General features: G+C 70.5%; 16 protein-coding genes. 12 read left to right on the forward strand and 4 right to left on the reverse strand.

Going from position 1 to position 17,362, the window contains the following annotated elements; genetic code table 11:
- Positions 1-8: 8 nt before the first annotated feature.
- Positions 9-779 (reverse strand): FadR/GntR family transcriptional regulator, encoded by a 771-nt coding sequence (locus tag H9I49_RS17515; RefSeq protein ID WP_188031649.1) that lies wholly within the window; start codon positions 777-779, stop codon positions 9-11.
- A complete protein-coding gene (locus H9I49_RS17520) occupies positions 772-2,202 on the reverse strand; it encodes an amidase (protein WP_188031650.1) in 1,431 nt (476 codons plus the stop codon). Before H9I49_RS17520 ends, H9I49_RS17515 begins: the two co-directional genes overlap by 8 nt.
- Positions 2,203-2,368: 166 nt before the next feature.
- Between H9I49_RS17520 and H9I49_RS17525 the strand changes: the two genes are divergently transcribed.
- The 11 genes from H9I49_RS17525 (at position 2,369) to H9I49_RS17575 (ending at position 12,411) form a co-directional block, all read left to right on the forward strand.
- Positions 2,369-3,424, forward strand: a complete 1,056-nt coding sequence (locus H9I49_RS17525) for an isocitrate/isopropylmalate dehydrogenase family protein (protein ID WP_188031651.1) — start codon at positions 2,369-2,371, stop codon at positions 3,422-3,424.
- Positions 3,421-4,950, forward strand: a complete 1,530-nt coding sequence (locus tag H9I49_RS17530; RefSeq protein ID WP_188031652.1) for an ABC transporter substrate-binding protein — start codon at positions 3,421-3,423, stop codon at positions 4,948-4,950. The genes H9I49_RS17525 and H9I49_RS17530 overlap by 4 nt, the downstream gene beginning before the upstream one ends.
- Positions 4,951-5,079: 129 nt before the next feature.
- Positions 5,080-6,030 (forward strand): ABC transporter permease, encoded by a 951-nt coding sequence (locus H9I49_RS17535; RefSeq protein WP_188031653.1) that lies wholly within the window; start codon positions 5,080-5,082, stop codon positions 6,028-6,030.
- Positions 6,027-6,941, forward strand: coding sequence for an ABC transporter permease (locus tag H9I49_RS17540; protein WP_188031654.1), 915 nt, complete (start codon positions 6,027-6,029; stop codon positions 6,939-6,941). Before H9I49_RS17535 ends, H9I49_RS17540 begins: the two co-directional genes overlap by 4 nt.
- The gene (locus tag H9I49_RS17545) at positions 6,938-7,978 is read left to right on the forward strand and encodes an ABC transporter ATP-binding protein (protein ID WP_188031655.1); all 1,041 of its coding nucleotides are present in this window, start codon (positions 6,938-6,940) and stop codon (positions 7,976-7,978) included. The genes H9I49_RS17540 and H9I49_RS17545 overlap by 4 nt, the downstream gene beginning before the upstream one ends.
- Entirely contained in the window at positions 7,975-8,802 is an 828-nt protein-coding gene (locus tag H9I49_RS17550) for an ATP-binding cassette domain-containing protein (protein ID WP_188031656.1), read from the forward strand. The genes H9I49_RS17545 and H9I49_RS17550 overlap by 4 nt, the downstream gene beginning before the upstream one ends.
- Entirely contained in the window at positions 8,799-10,313 is a 1,515-nt protein-coding gene (locus H9I49_RS17555) for an aldehyde dehydrogenase family protein (RefSeq protein ID WP_370587627.1), read from the forward strand. Before H9I49_RS17550 ends, H9I49_RS17555 begins: the two co-directional genes overlap by 4 nt.
- Positions 10,310-11,089 (forward strand): SDR family oxidoreductase, encoded by a 780-nt coding sequence (locus H9I49_RS17560; protein ID WP_188031657.1) that lies wholly within the window; start codon positions 10,310-10,312, stop codon positions 11,087-11,089. The genes H9I49_RS17555 and H9I49_RS17560 overlap by 4 nt, the downstream gene beginning before the upstream one ends.
- Positions 11,090-11,168: 79 nt before the next feature.
- Positions 11,169-11,603, forward strand: a complete 435-nt coding sequence (locus H9I49_RS17565; protein WP_188031658.1) for a hypothetical protein — start codon at positions 11,169-11,171, stop codon at positions 11,601-11,603.
- Between the two features lie 125 nt (positions 11,604-11,728).
- Positions 11,729-11,974, forward strand: coding sequence for a hypothetical protein (locus tag H9I49_RS17570; RefSeq protein WP_188031659.1), 246 nt, complete (start codon positions 11,729-11,731; stop codon positions 11,972-11,974).
- Complete coding sequence (locus tag H9I49_RS17575) at positions 11,971-12,411, forward strand: hypothetical protein (protein WP_188031660.1); 441 nt, start codon at positions 11,971-11,973, stop codon at positions 12,409-12,411. The genes H9I49_RS17570 and H9I49_RS17575 overlap by 4 nt, the downstream gene beginning before the upstream one ends.
- A 209-nt stretch (positions 12,412-12,620) precedes the next feature.
- Here the strand turns inward: H9I49_RS17575 and H9I49_RS17580 are convergent, their stop codons facing one another.
- Together H9I49_RS17580 and H9I49_RS17585 are read right to left on the reverse strand one after the other, a co-directional pair.
- Positions 12,621-13,049 (reverse strand): hypothetical protein, encoded by a 429-nt coding sequence (locus H9I49_RS17580; protein WP_188031661.1) that lies wholly within the window; start codon positions 13,047-13,049, stop codon positions 12,621-12,623.
- Between the two features lie 508 nt (positions 13,050-13,557).
- On the reverse strand, positions 13,558-14,190 hold the full coding sequence (locus H9I49_RS17585) for a DUF6318 family protein (RefSeq protein ID WP_223128826.1): 633 nt from the start codon (positions 14,188-14,190) through the stop codon (positions 13,558-13,560).
- Between the two features lie 350 nt (positions 14,191-14,540).
- Between H9I49_RS17585 and H9I49_RS23505 the strand changes: the two genes are divergently transcribed.
- Positions 14,541-17,357 carry an McrB family protein gene (locus H9I49_RS23505; protein WP_223128827.1) on the forward strand — a complete coding sequence of 939 codons (2,817 nt, stop codon included), beginning with the start codon at positions 14,541-14,543 and terminating at the stop codon, positions 17,355-17,357.
- The last annotated feature ends 5 nt before the right edge of the window (positions 17,358-17,362 follow it).

Raw genomic sequence — 17,362 nt, forward strand, 5'->3', positions numbered from 1 at the left:
GTGCGCGGTCAGTTCGCGAGCAGGGCCTTGAGCGTCGCGCGCTCGGAGGGGGGCACGTAGCTGGCGTAGTAGTCGTAGAGGCTGTGGAGGGACGCGTGCGCCGCCGCCGGGCCGTCGCCTTCACGGATGGCGGTGAGCACCTGCTCGTGGTGGGTCAGCGATCGCTTCATGAGCGCCTTCGAGTTGCGTGCGTGGGCGATCTTGTCGGAGATGAGCGACAGGACGGTGTCGCGCACGACGGCGTTGCTCACCTGGATGAGCGTGTTGCCGCTCGCGCGGGCGATGGCCTCGTGGAAGGCGAAGTCGGCCTCGCTGAACGACGTGTAGCCGCCGTTGACCGCCTCGCGCATCCGCTCGATGGCGGTCTCCATCTCGGCGAGCTGCTCGTCGGTGCGCAGGATGGCCGCGAGCCGGTTCGCCGTCGAGTCGAGCATCATCCGCGACACGAGCAGCTGCGCGAGGGTCAGGTGCTCGGCACGGGCGAGGCGGCGCATCTGCTTCGTCAGCCCGCCGGCCGTGACAGGCAGTATCTCGGGGCCGTTGGGGTCGCCGGGTCGGGAGCGCACCACGCCGTTGCTGGACAGCACCCGCAACGCCTCACGCACCGTGGCCCGGCTCGTTCCGAACTGCACGACGAGCTCGCGCTCGCTCGGCAGTCGCTGCCCCGGCCGCAGCTCGCCCTTGGCGATCGCCTCCTCGACCTGCTCGACGATGCGCTCGTAGAGCCGCACCGGCCGCACCTGCTCGAACCCCCGCGACTCGCCGGCCGCCTCAGTCATCCGACGCACCCGCCTCGGGGATGGGCCAGACGGGCGTCGCCTCGGCCCCTCGGTGCTGCTCGTACCAGTCGACCGCGCGCAGCACACCCGCGTCGTCGAAGCGCCGGCCCGAAACCTGCAGCCCGATCGTGCGCCCGTCGGACGTGAACCCGCAGTTCACACTGGCCGCCGGCTGGCCCGACATGTTGTACGGGGCCGTGAAGCCGATGTGTGCCATGCCCTCGTCGGTCTCGCCCCACGGCATCGGCCACTCGGCCGGGAACGCGGCCACCGGCGCCACCGGGGAGAGCACGAGGTCGAAGGCTTCGGTCACCGTCACCGTGGCTCGCTGGAGGTTCATGATGCTCGCGTAGTCCCGCATCACCGACCGGCCGTCGACGTCAGCCACGGCCAGAACCCACCGCTGGATGAAGGGCAGCACGCGCTCGCGCGCCTCCTGCTCCAACGCCTCGAAGTCGACGAGCGAACGCACGCGCCAGAACTGGTCGAGGTCGGCGAGCATCCGCTCCGTCATGAACGGAGGCACCTCTTCGACCTGTGCGCCCGCCGCCGCGAACACCTCCGCGGCGCGCTCGACGGCGGTCCGCACCTCCGGGTCGAGCGGCATGCCGCATCCGGCGTCGAGATGCAGGCCGATGCGCAACCGGGCGATGTCGAACGCCGCCGCATCGAGGGCCAGGTCGAGCTCGGCGGGAGGCAGACTCGTCCAGTCGCGGGGGTCGGGGCGGCTGATCACCGACATCAGGAGCGCCGCGTCCGCCGCCGAGCGCGTCATCGGGCCTGCCGCGCGGCCGAGGTAGGGCGCGTCGAGCGGCACTCGGCCCGCGCTCGGTTTGAGAGTGGTGAGCCCGAGCCACGTGCCGGGCAGACGGATGGAGCCACCGATGTCGGTGCCGACGTGGAGGGGCCCGTAGCCGGCGGCGGCGGCCGCTCCGGCGCCCGAGCTCGACCCTCCCGTGGTGAGGGCAGGGTTCCAGGGGGATCGGGTGATGCCGTGCAGGCTGGACACGCCGGAGCTGAGCATCCCCCAGTCGGGCATCACCGTGGAGCCGAGGATGACGCCCCCGGACTCCTCGATGCGCTCCACGACCGGGCTGCTGCGTTCGGGCCGCACCGGTGTCTGGCCCGCGTTTCCGGCGGGCATGGGAACGCCCGCTCGGGCCAGATTCTCCTTGACGGTCAAGGGAACTCCGTCGACGGGACCGATCGGCTCGCCACTGCGCCAGCGCTTCTCGCTGCGCGTAGCGGCGTCCTCTGCACCCTCGAGGTCGAGCTGCCAGAACGCGTTGAGCTGCGGCTCGCGCGCCTCGATCACCGACGCGACGTCGCGCAGCACGTCGACGGGGGAGAGATCGCCGGCTCGGTAGGTCGCGACGAGCTCGGTGGCGGTGAGGTTCGCCGGTCGCGAAGCGGAGTTCGTCATCGATGCCCTTCCCTCATGGACGGCCGCCGGGCCGTCTGGCGGACCGGACGGACCCTTGACATCCGTCCTGATGAGAGCAACCGTACCTGTCTATAGAGAAAAGTCTACTGGTCAGACCAGTGGCAGATTCGGGTCGAGGGCGACCCACCGGGACGGACGGAGAACCATGACGGTGCGACTGGCAGTGATCCCCGGCGACGGTGTCGGGCCCGAGGTCGTCGCGGCCACCGTGCCGGTGCTGCGCGCGGCCCTCGAGCAGCAAGGGGATCGGCTCGAGACCACCGAGCTCGACTGGGGCGGTGAGCGGTTCCTCCGCGAGGGTGCCGCGATGCCCGCCGACGGTGCGAGCACCATCCGGGCCCACGACGCGGCGCTCTTCGGGGCGGTGGGACGTCCCGACGTGCCCGACCACGAGCTGGTCTGGGGCCTGATCATCGGGCTGCGCCAGCAGCTCGACCTCGCCGTCAACATCCGCCCCGTACGCGCGTTTCCCGGCGTGCCGAGCAAGGTGCGCGACGTCGAGGGCGTCGACCTGGTGATCGTGCGTGAGAACACCGAGGGCGAGTACGTCGGCGCAGGTGGGCTCGCTCACGCGGGCACCGGGCACGACCTCGGCATCGAGGTGGCCGTCCATTCACGCCGCGCCATCGAGCGGGCCGCCGAGCACGCGTTCAGCCTCGCCGAGCAGCGCACCGGACGCCTCGCGCTCGTCACGAAGTCGAACGCGATGAAGCACGGCTACCCGCTCTGGGACGCCGTCGTGCGCGAGGTGGGGGAGCGCCATCCCGACGTCGAGCTCGAGGTCGTCCTCGTCGACGCCATGGCGGCGCGGATGGTGCAGCAGCCCCGCTCGCTCGACGTGCTGCTCGCCGGCAACCTCTTCGGCGACATCCTCAGCGACCTCGCCGCCGTGCTCGCCGGCGGGATGGGAATGGCGCCCAGCGCCAACATCCTGCCCGGCGGTGACGTGCCCGGCGTCTACGAACCGGTGCACGGCTCCGCCCCCGACATCGCGGGACGCGGCATCGCCAACCCCTCGGCCTGCATCCTCTCCGGAGCGATGCTCCTCGACGACCTCGGCCACGAGGCCGCGGCCAAGGCAGTCCGGGAGGCCCTGGCTGCAACTCTGACCACACCGGTCAACCACACCCCAGACCTCGGTGGCTCGGCGAGCACGTCCCAGCTCGGCGCCGCGGTCCTGCACGAGATGGAGACACGATGAAGCACATCCGCATCGGCACGGCAGCGGCCAGCGTGCTGTTCCTCGCCCTCACCGCCGCCTGCTCCGCGGGGTCGGGCACGTCGACGTCCGGCGGCACCGGTGGCAACGGCGGAGCAGGCGCCGACAAGAACCTCACGGTCGGCCTCGTCGCCGAGCCCGCCAGCCTGGACTTCACGACGAAGGACGGCGCCGCGATCCCGCAGGCCCTCCTCGACAACGTCTACGAGACGCTCGTCAAGGTCGACCAGGACGGCCAGATCAAGCCGGCCCTCGCCAAGGCGTGGAAGGTCAGCGACGACGGCAAGACCTACACCTTCGACCTCGTCGACAACGCGAAGTTCAGCGACGGGCAGGCCTTCACGGCCAAGGACGCCGCCTTCTCGATCGACCGGGTCAAGAAGGACTGGACGGTCTCGCTCAAGGCGTCGATGGATGTCGTGCAGGACGCCAAGGCGGTCAGCGACACGCAGCTGCAGGTGACGCTGAACAAGCCGAGCAACAACTGGCTCTACAAGATGTCGACGCGCGTCGGCGCCATGATGACCGAGAAGGGCGTGGCCGACCTCGCCACGAAGCCCGTCGGCACCGGCCCGTACGTCTTCCAGACGTGGAAGCGGGGCGACTCCATCAGCCTCAAGGCGAACCCGAGCTACTGGGGCACGAAGCCGTACTTCCAGCAGGTGACGCTCAAGTACTTCAAGGACCCGACGGCCCTCAACAACGCCCTGCTGACCGGCACGATCAACGTCATCGGCACGGTGCAGGCGCCCGAGTCCCTCGCCCAGTTCGAGGGCAACGACAAGTACGAGATCATCGAGGGCACGACGAACGGCGAGGTGCTGCTGTCGTTCAACAACGGCAAGGCGCCGTTCAATGACCTCAAGGTGCGCCAGGCCGCGCGCTACGCCATCGACCACAAGGCCCTGCTCGACACGTGCTGGGCGGGCCGAGGCACGCTCATCGGCAGCATGGTGCCGCCGACCGACCCGTGGTACGAGGACCTCACCGGTCTGTACCCGCACGACCTCGCGAAGGCCAAGGCCCTCGTCGCCGAGACGAACGCGGCTGCCACGCCGGTGCGACTGCGCATCCCGTCGCTGCCCTACGCCGTCTCGTGTGGTCAGGTCGTCAAGAGCCAGCTCGAGCAGGCCGGCTTCAAGGTGACCCTCGACCAGCTCGAGTTCCCGGCCGTGTGGCTGACGACCGTGTTCACCGACGCCGACTACGACATGTCGATCGTCGCGCACGTCGAGCCGCGCGACCTGCCCGCCGTGTTCGGTGACCCGAAGTACTACACGCGCTACGACAACAAGCAGCTCCAGGCCGACCTCGCCGCGGCCGACGCGGGCACGCCGGAGGAGCAGGTCACGCTCATGAAGAAGGCGGCCAAGGAGCTGTCGCAGGATGCCGCGGGCGACTTCCTCTTCCTGCTGCCGAACCTCATCGTCGCCGAGAAGGGCATCACCGGACTGCCGAAGAACGCCATCACCGAGTCGTTCGACCTGACCGGTCTCGCCCGCTCCTGACGCGTGACGCCCCGGCCGGGTCGCCGGCCGGGGCACCGCCGCTCAGCACCCCAACCGACTCGGGCCGACTCGGGCCGACCCGACCACGTCACCCGCCCCCCGACAACGACAGGACACGACAGGGACACCATGCTGCTCCAGATCGTCAGACGCACCGCGATCCTGCTCGCCAGCCTCGTCGTCAGCTCCGTGCTCGTGTTCGCCTTCATGGTGCTGCTGCCGGGCGACCCCGCCCGCGTCGCCCTCGGCGTCAACGCGTCGGAGTCGGCGGTCACCCAGCTGCGCCAGGAGTTCGGACTCGACCGGCCGCTCGTGGCCCAGTACCTCTCCTGGGTCAGTGGGCTCGTGCGGTTCGACCTCGGCACGAGCTACGTGTCCAGGGCCGAGATCGCCCCGCAGATCGTCGACCGGCTCCAGGTGACCATGTGGCTCGTCGTCTGCGCGATGCTGCTCGCCGTCGTCATCGCCGTGCCGTTCGGCACGCTCATGGCGCTGCGCCACCGCCGACCCAGCGGCCTCGCCCTCTCGGCCCTCTCGCAGGTCGGGGTCGCCGTGCCCGCGTTCCTCGCCGGCATCCTGCTCATCACCGTGTTCGCCGTGAAGCTGCAGTGGCTGCCGGCCAACGGTTGGACCCCGCCGAACGAGAACCCCACCCAGTTCCTGCGCCAGCTCGTGCTGCCCGTGCTGTCCCTCGGCCTCGTGCAGGGGGCGGTGCTGACGCGCTACGTGCGCAGCGCAATCCTCGACGTGCAGCGCGAGGACTACATCCGCACTGCGCGGGCCAAGGGTCTCGGTCGGGCGCGGGCCCTGCGGCGGCACGGCTTCCGGAACGCCGCCATCCCGGTCGTCACGGTCCTGGCCCTGCAGCTGGCCACCCTGCTCATCGGGGCGGTCGTCGTCGAGCGCGTGTTCGTCATCCCGGGCCTCGGCAGCCTGCTCCTCGACCAGGTGAGCAACCGCGACCTCATCTTCGTCCAGGACGTCGTCATGCTCCTCGTCTTCGCCGTGCTGGTCGTCAACTTCGTCGTCGACCTGCTCTACCTCGTCATCGACCCGAGACTGAAGGTGGGTGCCCGATGAGCTCCGAACCGATCCGACCGACAGGGCCGCTCGACGCGCCCGTCTCGGCCGCACCCGTCGTGGATGTCGCCGTCGCCGGCTCGGCTGTGCGCCGCCGGCCGGGTGCCAGCTTCTTCGTCGGAGCCGCGATCGTCGTCCTCGTCGCGCTCATGGCGGTCGTCTCGTTCGTGTGGACGCCGTACGACCCGACGTTCGTCGACGCGGCCGTCCGGCTGCGTGGGGTGGGCGACCCCGGGCACCTGCTCGGCACCGACAAGCTCGGCCGTGACGTGCTCAGCCAGATCCTCGTGGGGGCCCGCACCACGCTCTTCGTCGGCATCGTCGCGGTCGGGGTCGCCGGGGTCATCGGCGTGCCGCTCGGCGTCGTCGCCGCGATGGCGCCGCGGTGGCTCGGCGAGACGTTGATGCGCGGTATCGACCTGCTGCTCGCCTTCCCCGCCCTGCTCCTCGCGATCATGTTCAGCGCCGTCTACGGCGGCAGCACCCTCGTCGCGATGGTCGCCATCGGCATCGCGTCGGTGCCGAGCTTCGTGCGTCTGGTGCGCAGTGGTGCGATGCAGGTGCTCAGCACCGAGTACGTCCTGGCGGCCCGGGCGGCCGGGCGCGGGCCGTGGGCGATCGGGCTGCGCCACGTCCTGCCCAACGTCAGCGGGCTCGTCATCGTGCAGGCCTCCGTGTCGTTCGCCATCGCCGTGCTCGCCGAGGCTGCCCTGTCGTTCCTCGGCTATGGAACGCCGCCACCGACGCCGAGCTGGGGCCGGATGCTCCAGGAGAGCCAGGAGCTGCTCTTCTCCGCGCCGCGCCTCGCCATCATCCCGGGCATCGCCATCGCCCTCGCCGTGCTCGGCTTCAACCTCCTCGGTGACGGCCTGCGCGACCACTACGACCCGCGACTGGAGGATCGACGATGAGCGCCCTTGCAGCGCAAGAGAGCCCAACGGCATCCGGAACGTCGAGAGTCCTCGACGTGCAGGGCCTCGACGTGCGGCTCGGGCGGTTCCACCTGCTGCACGACGTCAGCTTCACCATCGACCGCGGGGAGCGCGTCGGGCTCATCGGGGAGTCCGGGTCGGGCAAGTCGCTGACGAGCCTCGCCCTGCTCGGGCTGCTGCCCGAGGACGCCCGGATCGGCGGCTCGGTGCGCCTCGCCGGCGTGGGATACGACCTCGTCGGTGCGCGGGAGCGTGACCTCGCGCAGGTCCGCGGCCGCGACGTGGCGATGGTGTTCCAGGAGCCGATGACCGCGCTCAACCCGACGATGCGGGTGGGCGATCAGGTCGCGGAGGCGATCACCATCCACGCAGGCCGGTCCTCGCGAGACGGCGGGGCGCGCACCGACCGTGCAGCGGTGCGCACCCGGACGGTCGAGCTGCTCGACCAGGTGGGCCTGCCGAACCCGGCTGACTGCGCCCGCGCCTATCCGCACCAGCTCTCGGGGGGCCAGCGCCAGCGCGTCGTGCTCGCCATCGCGCTCGCCAACGACCCGGCCCTGCTCGTCTGCGACGAGCCGACGACGGCTCTCGACGTGACCGTGCAGGCGCGTGTGCTCGACCTCATCGTCCGCGGGGTCGCGGCCCGCGATGCGGCCATGCTCTTCATCACGCACGACCTGTCGGTCGTCGCGACGGTGTGCGAGCGGGTGCTCGTCATGTACGGCGGCCGGGTCGTCGAGGCCGGGCCGGTCGAGGAGGTCTTCCGCCGCCCGCGGCACCGGTACACCCAGGGCCTGCTCGCGGCATCGGACCTCGACACCGCGGAGCCCGGCGGCCGGCTGCCCACCATCCGCGGGTCGGTGCCACCGGCCGGGGCGTTCCCGGACGGCTGCGTGTTCCGCAGCCGGTGCGACTACGCCACGAGCGAGTGCGCCGTGCTCCCGCCGTGGACCGGCACCGACCCCGGCCACGGCTTCGCCTGCATCCACCCTGCCGGAGAGGAGGCCGCGCGATGACCGCCGCGATCAGCGTGCGCGACGTGCGTCGTTCGTACCACCGGCCCAGAACCTCCTTGCGGCAGAAGGGTCCTGTCGTCGAGGCGCTGAAGGGCGTGTCGTTCGACGTGGAGCGCGGTGAGCGTTTCGGGATCGTGGGGGAGTCCGGGTGCGGCAAGTCGACGCTGATGCGGTTGATCGCGGCCCTCGACCGGCCCACCAGCGGCGAGATCTTCGTCGAGGGTATGGAGGTCACCGGTCGGCGCGAGACCGACCTCGGCTTCCTCCGGTCGAGCCTCCAGCTCGTGTTCCAGGACCCGATGGGCTCGCTCGACCCGCGCATGCGAGTGCGCGACATCATCGCCGAGCCGCTGGTCGCGCAAAGACTTCCGCGTCAGGCAGAGCGGGTGGCAGAGCTGCTCGATGCCGTCGGGTTGCCGGCCGAGGCGGCTGACCGCTTCCCACACCAGTTCTCCGGCGGCCAGCGCCAACGCATCTCCATCGCGCGCGCGCTCGCCCCGTCTCCGTCGATCCTGCTCGCCGACGAGCCGGTCAGCGCCCTCGACGTGTCGGTGCGCGCGCAGGTGCTCAACCTCATCATCGACCTCGTGGGCGACCTGGGCCTCACCTTGGTCTTCGTCTCGCACGACCTCTCGGTGGTGCGACACGTCTGCGACCGGGTGGCCGTCATGAGCGACGGCGAGATCGTCGAGACGGGGACGACGGAGCAGATCTTCGACGACCCGCAGCACCCCTACACCCAGCGCCTCCTCCGGGCGGCGCCCAGCATGCGCCGTGCCCTCGAGGGTGCCGGCGCCTCGGATCTCCTGGGAGACGGACGGTGACCACCATCCACACGCCAGAACACCCCTCCGGACTGCCCGTCGGTGACTCGTGGGTCGACGTCGGACATACGGAGCCCGTGACGTTCCCCTTCACGGGGGAGGTCGTCGCAGCCGCACCGGTCGGCACGAGCCAGCTTGCTTCGGAGGCGATCTCGTACGCCTGTGCGGTGCGCGAGCGTGTGGGTGCGCTGCCGTCGCACGTCCGCCGGACGGCCCTGGCCGAGGCCCATCGAGTCGTGACGGAGCGGCGTGGCGACTTCGAGCGGCTGCTGGTGCTCGAGACCGGCAAGCCGCTCGTCGACTGCCGGGTCGAGGTCGAGCGCACGCTGCTCACGCTGGCGACCGCCGCCGAGGAGGTCGCCAGGCTGCACGGGGAGACCGTGCCGCTCGACCTCCTGCCGAGCGGCGAGGGGCTGATCGGCTTCTGGGTGCGCAAGCCGATCGGCGTGGTCGTGGGCATCGCCGGCTACAACTACCCGCTGCTGCTCGCGACGCACAAGCTCGCGCCGGCGCTTGCGGCCGGGTGCCCGGTGGTCATCAAGCCGGCGCCGCAGACCCCACTCGCGACGCTGTGGCTCGTGCACATCGTGCGCGAGGCGCTGGCCGCGGCGGGTGCGCCGCGCGGCACCGTGCAGCTCGTCACCGGCGGGGTCGACGTCGGGGTTGCCCTGACGACCGACCGGCGGGTCGGCGCCGTGTCGTTCACCGGGTCCGCCGCGGTCGGCCACAGAATTGCCCGTGACGCCGCGCCGACGAAGGTGCTGCTCGAGCTTGGGTCGAACTCTGCCCTCGTCGTCGCGGCTGACGCGGATGTCGAGGCGGCCGCGGACGCCGTCGTGCGTGGCGGCTACTACGCCTCCGGCCAGGCATGCATCAGCGTGCAGCGGGTGGTCGTCGTCGAGGAGGCGAGGGCTGCCTTCCTGAAGTCGCTGTCCGCGCGCATGGCGGAGGTCGTCGTCGGTGACCCGCGCGACGAGACGACGCGGGTCTCGGCGCTCATCGACACACGGTCGACCGAGCGCGTCACGGCCTGGGTCGAGGCGGCACGCGGCGCCGGAGCCACGGTGGTGCACGGTGGCTCGGTGCGCGACGGAGTCATCGAGCCCACGGTGCTGCTCGACGTGCCTGACGGTGAGCTCGCGTGGGACGAGGAGGTCTTCGGCCCTGTCGTCGTGGTGCGGTCGGTGCCCGACCTCGACGCCGCGATCGCGGTGGTCAACAGGTCGCGGTACGGCCTGCACGCGAGCGTCTTCACCGAGGGGCTCGGCAGCGCCTTCGCCGCGATCGACCGCATAGAGACGGGCGGGGTGGTCGTCAACGAGGTGCCGGGGTTCCGCTCCGACGTCATGCCGTACGGCGGCGTCAAGGACAGCGGCATCGGACGGGAAGGTCCGCGCTTCGCCATCGAGGAGCTGACCGTGACGCGGATGGCGATCATCCGGCCGTCCGCGTCGACGAGGGGGACGCCGACGGCGACGCCGGCCTCTGCCGGAGAGGGGGCGGCACCGTGAGTGAGCGACCCGACTACACCCGGCTCTTCCGGCTCGACGGGCGCCGTGCGGTCGTCGTCGGCGCCGGAAGCGGCATCGGACGCGAGAGTGCCCTGGCCCTCGCGGCGCACGGCGCCGAGGTCGTCTGCGTGGACCGCGACCTGCCTGCCGCGGAGGAGACGGCGGCTCTGGGAGCGGGCTCCGCGGCATACGAGCTCGACGTGCTGGACGCGGACGCCGTGGCGCGGGCGGCGTCCGACCTCGGCGACGTCGACATCCTCGTCTTCACCGCCGCGACGAACGTGCGCAAGCGTGTGCTGGACTACACCGCGGAGGAGTTCGACCGCGTCGTCGGGCTCAACCTGCGCGCGTCGTTCGACCTGGTACGGGCGTTCGGGGCCGGGATGGCGCAGCGCGGGCGGGGCAGCATCATCGGCTTCAGCTCCATCCGGGCGGTGACGGTGGAGCCCGGCCAGGGCGTCTACGCGGCGACGAAGGCAGGGCTCGTGCAGCTGCTCCGCACGGCTGCTGTCGAGCTGGGGCAGCAGGGCGTGCGGGTGAACGCCATCGCGCCAGGCATCGTCGACACGCCTCTGACGGCGCAGATCCGGGCCGTGCCCGAGTGGTCGGAGGCGTACGCGAGCAAGAGCGCCCTGGGCCGGTGGTCGCGGCCGGACGAGCTGGTCGGGGCCGTGGTGTACCTTGCCTCCGACGCGTCGTCGTTCGTCACTGGCAGCCAGCTCTTCGTGGACGGCGGCTGGACCGTGATCGACGGGCGGTACACGCCGCCCATGTGACGGGGCGGCCCAGGGCCCCGGGCCGGGAGGCTGTGGACGATGCGCACCGGCTGTCACCGGTGGCAGCCATCCTCGACGCATGCGCTTCGACGAACTTCCCAGGGACTGGGCCCAGCGACCGATCACCGACCCGGACGTCTTCGAGGGGGTCGTGGACCTCATCGCGACGGAGCAGTCGAGGTCCGAGGGGGCCACGTACCTGCTGCTCTGCCACCCGAACGGCAGGCTGCTCCAGCCCATCTGTCTGCCCGACGAGCCGCGCCGCGTCGACGTGGCGCAGGTGCTCGAGGGAGTGACCCTCCTGCTGTCCGAGGTGGCGCGCCACGACGTGCACGACGTCGTCATGGTCATCGCGCGGCCGGGTGGGGTCACGCCGACTCCGCGCGACCGCGATATGCGCGCAGCGTTCGAAGGGGCCTGCCGCACTGCGGGGTTCACGCTGCAGGCCGTGGCGATCGCGGCACCGGAGGCAGTGGCCGTCCTTCCGGCTGAGGGGGACAGCGCAGCAGCGTGAGCCGGGTCGCGACGGGACGTCAGGGTCAGGAAACGGCCGTGACGTCCCCTCGCCCGCATGCGGGTACGGGGGTAGCGTCAAGGCGGTCGCTGTCGCGGCCGTGACGCTCGACCCCTGGAGGAGCGATGGGCCTGAACGCGCACACGAGCAGGGTGGCCACCACTCGGCCGCGTGAGCGAGTCGAGCTCGGCGTTGTGTGGTGGGCGGCGCTCGTCGTGGTCAGCACCGCCCTGGGTCTGGTCGGACTGAGCGACCGTGGCTTCCTGAGCGTCTTCCTGTGGAGCGTCGTGGGTTTCGTCGTCGGGTCCCTCATCGCGATCGCGGTCCGTGGTCGGGTCACGCGGGACGGGTCGAAGGAGGTACTGCGATGAGGTGGGTGCTCGTGGCGGCCGCCGCCGTCCTCGGCGCCGCGGTCACGTGGGTCCTGACCGCGCGCGGTGACGCCGATCGACCCGACAGCGTGGATCACCTCGACCAGGCCGACGAGGGCGCCGACTCCAGCGCGTTCGGCGGCACCCCGACCCCACCGTCTGCGGTGACCGGGCCCGCCGAGGGCTGGATGCCCGACGCCCAGGACGAGGACGCCCTGCTGGCCCGTAGCGAGGCGCTGGACGCCCCGGCCGACGGCAAGGGCCCGGACGTCGGCGTCGGCGCCACGATGAACATCCCACCAGTCCCTTCGGCCACGGCGAGCGGCGACGTTGCCGGCGTCGGAAAGCCGGAAACGGTGGCCGCGGTGGAGGCCGAGTCCGAAGCCAAGGCTCCGACGCCTGCCGACGAAGCGGCCGAGGACCCACATCACGAGTGAAGGGCGCGACTTGGGCGAGCGGCACTGCTGGCTCTTCGGGCCCTTGGGTGGACCTCGCCAAGCCCCTGTGCACTGAGTCACCAGATGACTCGGCCGAGGCCCGACACCGCCCGCGGGCTCGCCGGGGCTGCTTGAGTCACCCGAAGACCCAGTGCACAGCGGGTGCCCGACCTGCCTGCGCTCCGCGGGCACCGGCCGCCACGGAGCGGTCAGCGATTGACGAGGACGCTCTTGGCCTCTCGGACGGTGACAGTGGTGCTGGGTCCGGCCACGGTCACGGTCGACGGGATCTCGTCCCACGTCGACCCGTCCAGGCTGAACTCAGCGCCGAAGGTCGTGTCGACGCGCACCGGGTAGGTGCCCTTCGACCGGTAGACGTGGGTGATGTCGCCGCCCGGGTAGACGCCGCCGGTCGACGTCGTCGGGCCCACAGCCGACCCGTCGCCGAAGACGTAGGTGAAGCCAACCAGCTTCGGACGGATCTGGACGGGGATCCCGCGGAGGACGGAACGGTCCACCTCGCCGGGCTCAAAGCCATTCGGGGTCCAGTTGACCTTGTAGAACGTGCGCAGGTTCACGAGCGTCGTATTGCCCGCGGGCTGGCTGGAGATCTGCGGCCTCGACCACGGGGTTCGCATGAATTCTGCTTTCAGGTCGGCCATCGTCAGCGTCGGCCGTGCCCCCGGCGCCACATCCGAGGCACACGTCAAACCGCTGACACTCCACGGTTGCGTTACCCGATTCCCCACAAGAGTCCTTCGCCAAATCCTGAGAAGCGGCCCAACTTCGCCCGGCGGGCAATCGCGAAGGGCATGGCTGCACGAGACCTGTTCCGTAGCTGTCTCCGGTCGCGCTTGGGCGCAGTCGTTCAGAGAGAGATAGCCATATCTGGGCGCGATGGCGGGCTGCGGTACTTCGACGGGGCCACCCTTGTCCTTCGGGTGTCGGGGAAGCGCTAGGACTTCCTCTCGCGACAGCAGACCAAAGGTCGCTTGCGTGGGATCTGTGTCACACGTCGTATAGAGGCCGCATGGCGGAACGGGCACGTCGTCCGCAGTGGCAAAAGCTTGACCGCTCGCCGACGCAGGTGGACTGGCAAGCATCAGCATTAACGTCGTGAGCGCCAAGACGCGGGCGGATCGCATGCTAGTCCTTGGCCTTCTGTATGCGAGTGACAGTCCAATGCGCCGAAAACTTGAGGGAAACCACGAAGGATGCTTTGCCGGTGGGTGTCAGCCCAACGCGCTTTCCCTTGGTATCGAGGATTGGAACTTGTTGCTGTGAAAGGTCGATGAGGACGCGCACGTTGGGGGTGAAGTCCAATGTTGACGAGTATTCGACCTGCGCGAGATCAGCTCCATATCGCTGTCCCTTCACTTTGAGGGCTTTGATGGCAGAGGCGAAAGCTTGACATGTAACGCAGCTCGCGACTGAAAGTCCCTCGACAGCTCTCGGATCGCCGGTCTGGAAGCCGTTGTTGATCTGGCCGAAGTAGTACTTGGCGAACTCGGCGGCCCCGGCCTCAGTGTCGGGTCGCGCGGCAGTGGGGATTTTGGCGATGACAGGGTCCAGCGACGACGTTGTGGTTGCTGAGGTGATGGCTGGGGGCGCTGAGGTGGTCGTCGACATCGACGTGGGGCTGACCGGTGGCGTCGTCGCCGTCGGACCCGGGTCGCCGCCCGAGCACGCCGTCACGGTGAGCAGCGCAGCCAGCGCGGCGGCATACGGAAGCAGGGTGCGGTGTCGGCGCAGTCGGTGCGCGCGTGCGGCTGCGGTCATCGGCGTCCCCTGTCGATCGTCGATCATCGTGCGGTTGCGTCGGGTGGGGTGCGTTTCGCACCCTTCGTCCACCTCGGCAACCTCTCACGATCCTGCCCGACCCGCACGTCGTGCGCGGCGCCTCGTCCACAGGCACCCCCGGGTGAGAAGTGCCGACGAGGAGGGGCGAGAATGGTGGCGCTTCGCTGCCGTCAGGGGCCGTTCGACGCTGCGACCGCGGGGGTCATGGGCGACACACCCGCGAGTTTCGGAGCACGGGCGACTGGCAGGTAACCTTTTCGCGGTCCTGTGCGCACCTCCACGCGCGCAGTAGCTATTTCGCCCTGGAAGTGGGCGTGCAAGGGAGCCCCATGTCTCGCACCGACAGCGTCGACGTCAAGCGTTGGCGCGCGAAGTACGCGCTCATCGAGCGAGCTGCCGAGGCCGACAAGGACGCCCAGGCCCTCTTCGCCGAGCTCGACTCGGAGCGCGCCGCCCGCAACGGCGAGCTGCGCGAGATCCTCGCCGACCTCGTGGCCAGCAGCGACCTCGTCGCCTTCAAGGAGGCGATGAACCAGTGGGCCCGCAAGGACGGCCCCTACGTCGGGTTCGGCGCCCTGGGAGGGCCCTGGCTCGCCTCGCTCGTCCGCCGCGCGGAAGAGGAATACGCCGAGGTCGTCGACCTCCTCAAGCTGACCCTGCAGACCCCTGCCTCCCCGCTGGACGCCGCCGACAAGCTCCAGGCCATGGAGGCGTTCCTCGCCCGCGGCGGCGCCCGCGGTCAGCGCGCCCCCGGACCCGCGCACACGGCATACGTCCTCTCGCTCTTCTGGTCGACCGACGACGGCGGCGAGTGGCCGCTCATGTGGGAGAACGCCCCCCACATGCTCCAGCGGCTCGGCTGGCTCGAGCGCGGCCTGAGCCACGCGGAGCGTTACGTCGCGTTCGCCGACCTGTGCGCCGCCCTGCGTCCCGAGGACCCGAGGTATGCCGCGCGAATCCTCTGGTACCTCAAGGAGACCGAGGCGTTCGTCGGCGTCGCGCCGAAGGCCCTCGACGTGTGCGTCGAGGCGGCCGAGATCGCGGCGGACTTCCGCCCGGCGACCGGCTACTCGAGCGGCAAGCGCGAGGAACGTGCAGCCGACCTCGCCCGCCAGCTGCGCGGCGAGGCCGACCACCTCTCCGACAGCCTCATCGAGCGGCTCTCCAGCGAGACCGGTCTCTACCTAGAGGCCCCCACCCTCGCGCTGCAGCACCACCCCGGAGAGGACGCCGCCTACCGCTCCGACCTGTATGCCGCGTGGATCCTCGTGGGCGGTGCCGGCGCTCCCGGCTTCCGCCTCTGGGTCACCCCCTCGGGTGTCGCGTTCGGTCTGCACGGTGGCTGGGAGGGCGAGTCAGACCAGCAGCACCGCGAGGTCGGCACGATCGTGCAGGAGCACCTGCCCCGCGGCCTGACCTTCATCCGCGTCCACGACGACGGGCGCCCCGACCGCCTCGAGCCGATGGGCCGCGAGTACCCGTCGGGCGAGACGTTCGTCGGCCGATGGTGGAAGGGCGAGGAGGCGCTCGGCCGCGCCGACTTCGCCGACGACATCATCGCGACGGCCCGCACGCTGACGCCGCTGCTGCGGTTCATGACCTCGAGCCAGCGGGGACCGCTGGACGACCCGAGCCTCGAGCTGGCCGCCATGGTCGACCTCGAGAGCGAGGTCGAGATCTTCAGGACCGAGCGGCCCTACCCGAGCGAGCGCGACGCCTGGCACCAGGAGCAGCGGAGGGTGTTCGCCGCCTGCCTGTCGCGAGAGGGGCTCGAGGACTTCGACCTGCCCACCTTCAAGCGCATCGTGTCGACCCGGGGTTACGGCGACATCGGTGCTCAGTCCGTCCTCATCAGCAGCATCAACGCCCTCGACGCGGCAGGGATCGACGAGCTGCGCGTCATGGTGCGCGACCTGCTCTGGGGCGAGGGTCGCGACGAGGAACGGATCAACCGCGTCCTGGGCTCCGACGACGTCCCGGTGCAGGGCTTCGGCGAGAGCGTCGTGCTCAAGCTCTTCGCCATCGCGCACCCGGAGCACTGGCTGCCGCTGTTCACCCTCGGCGGCGACTCCGGCAAGATCGCGATGCTCGGCCGGCTCGGCGGGCCGGCGCGATGGACCGAGGGCAAGTCCCGGGGCCGCACGCACGTCGAGACCAACGCCCTGCTCAAGCAGACCCTCGACCCGCTCCTGCCGGACGACCCCTGGGGCCAGGCACAGCTCGCGTACTGGCTCATGCGCCGTTCCGACAAGGCGCTCATGCCCGACCACGACGCCCTCGGCGAGGCCGCGCAGGAGCTGCTCATCGAGGAGGACTTCCTCCGTGAGATCCGGGCCCTGCTCGAGGAGAAGAAGCAGGTCATCTTCTACGGCCCGCCCGGCACCGGCAAGACCTACCTCGCGCAGCGGTTCGCTCAGGCCCTGCAGCCCGACCCGGCCAAGCGCGACATCGTGCAGTTCCACCCGAGCAGCAGCTACGAGGACTTCTTCGAGGGCTTCCGCCCGCAGATCGACCACCAGGGCCAGATGGTGTACGAGCTGCGCAAGGGCCCGCTCGCGCTCCTCGCGGAGGCGGCCGAGGCCGACCCGCTGACGCCGCACATCATGATCATCGACGAGATCAACCGGGCGAACCTGCCGCGCGTCTTCGGCGAGCTGCTCTTCCTGCTCGAGTACCGGTCGCACTCCGTCAAGACCAGCTACCGCCCCGACGAGGGCTTCGAGCTGCCGCCGAACCTCTACTTCATCGGCACGATGAACACCGCCGACCGGTCGATCGCGCTCGTCGACGCGGCCCTGCGTCGGCGCTTCGACTTCGTGCCGTTCATGCCCCACGACGGGCCCATGGAGGGGCTGCTCCGCCGGTGGCTCGAGGTCCACGACGGCCCCGTCTGGGTCGCCGAGCTCGTCGACCGGGTCAACGAGGACCTGCGGCGGGCGCTGCGCGGTCCGCACCTGCAGATCGGCCACAGCTACTTCATGCGCCCGGGCCTCGACGGCGACGAGGCGACGCTGCGCCGCATCTGGGACTACAACGTCTACCCCTTCATCGAGGACCAGCTCTACGGCCGCGAGCACGAGCTGGCCCAGTTCCGTTGGGAGAACGTCAAGGCCCGCTACGGCCAGTTCGACCTGACGAGATCCTGAGCCGC

The organism is Terrabacter sp. MAHUQ-38 (genome assembly GCF_014518425.1).
GTDB lineage: Bacteria > Actinomycetota > Actinomycetes > Actinomycetales > Dermatophilaceae > Terrabacter.

Excerpts from the sequence above, each read along its gene's own strand:
- H9I49_RS17515 (WP_188031649.1), bottom strand. The coding sequence starts at position 779 with ATGACTGAGGCGGCCGGCGAGTCGCGGGGGTTCGAGCAGGTGCGGCCG.
- H9I49_RS17580 (WP_188031661.1), bottom strand. The coding sequence starts at position 13,049 with ATGCGAACCCCGTGGTCGAGGCCGCAGATCTCCAGCCAGCCCGCGGGC.
- H9I49_RS17520 (WP_188031650.1), bottom strand. The coding sequence starts at position 2,202 with ATGACGAACTCCGCTTCGCGACCGGCGAACCTCACCGCCACCGAGCTC.
- H9I49_RS17535 (WP_188031653.1), top strand. The coding sequence starts at position 5,080 with ATGCTGCTCCAGATCGTCAGACGCACCGCGATCCTGCTCGCCAGCCTC.
- H9I49_RS17540 (WP_188031654.1), top strand. The coding sequence starts at position 6,027 with ATGAGCTCCGAACCGATCCGACCGACAGGGCCGCTCGACGCGCCCGTC.
- H9I49_RS17525 (WP_188031651.1), top strand. The coding sequence starts at position 2,369 with ATGACGGTGCGACTGGCAGTGATCCCCGGCGACGGTGTCGGGCCCGAG.
- H9I49_RS17570 (WP_188031659.1), top strand. The coding sequence starts at position 11,729 with ATGGGCCTGAACGCGCACACGAGCAGGGTGGCCACCACTCGGCCGCGT.
- H9I49_RS17575 (WP_188031660.1), top strand. The coding sequence starts at position 11,971 with ATGAGGTGGGTGCTCGTGGCGGCCGCCGCCGTCCTCGGCGCCGCGGTC.
- H9I49_RS17530 (WP_188031652.1), top strand. The coding sequence starts at position 3,421 with ATGAAGCACATCCGCATCGGCACGGCAGCGGCCAGCGTGCTGTTCCTC.
- H9I49_RS17585 (WP_223128826.1), bottom strand. The coding sequence starts at position 14,190 with ATGACCGCAGCCGCACGCGCGCACCGACTGCGCCGACACCGCACCCTG.
- H9I49_RS17545 (WP_188031655.1), top strand. The coding sequence starts at position 6,938 with ATGAGCGCCCTTGCAGCGCAAGAGAGCCCAACGGCATCCGGAACGTCG.
- H9I49_RS17550 (WP_188031656.1), top strand. The coding sequence starts at position 7,975 with ATGACCGCCGCGATCAGCGTGCGCGACGTGCGTCGTTCGTACCACCGG.
- H9I49_RS17565 (WP_188031658.1), top strand. The coding sequence starts at position 11,169 with ATGCGCTTCGACGAACTTCCCAGGGACTGGGCCCAGCGACCGATCACC.
- H9I49_RS23505 (WP_223128827.1), top strand. The coding sequence starts at position 14,541 with ATGTCTCGCACCGACAGCGTCGACGTCAAGCGTTGGCGCGCGAAGTAC.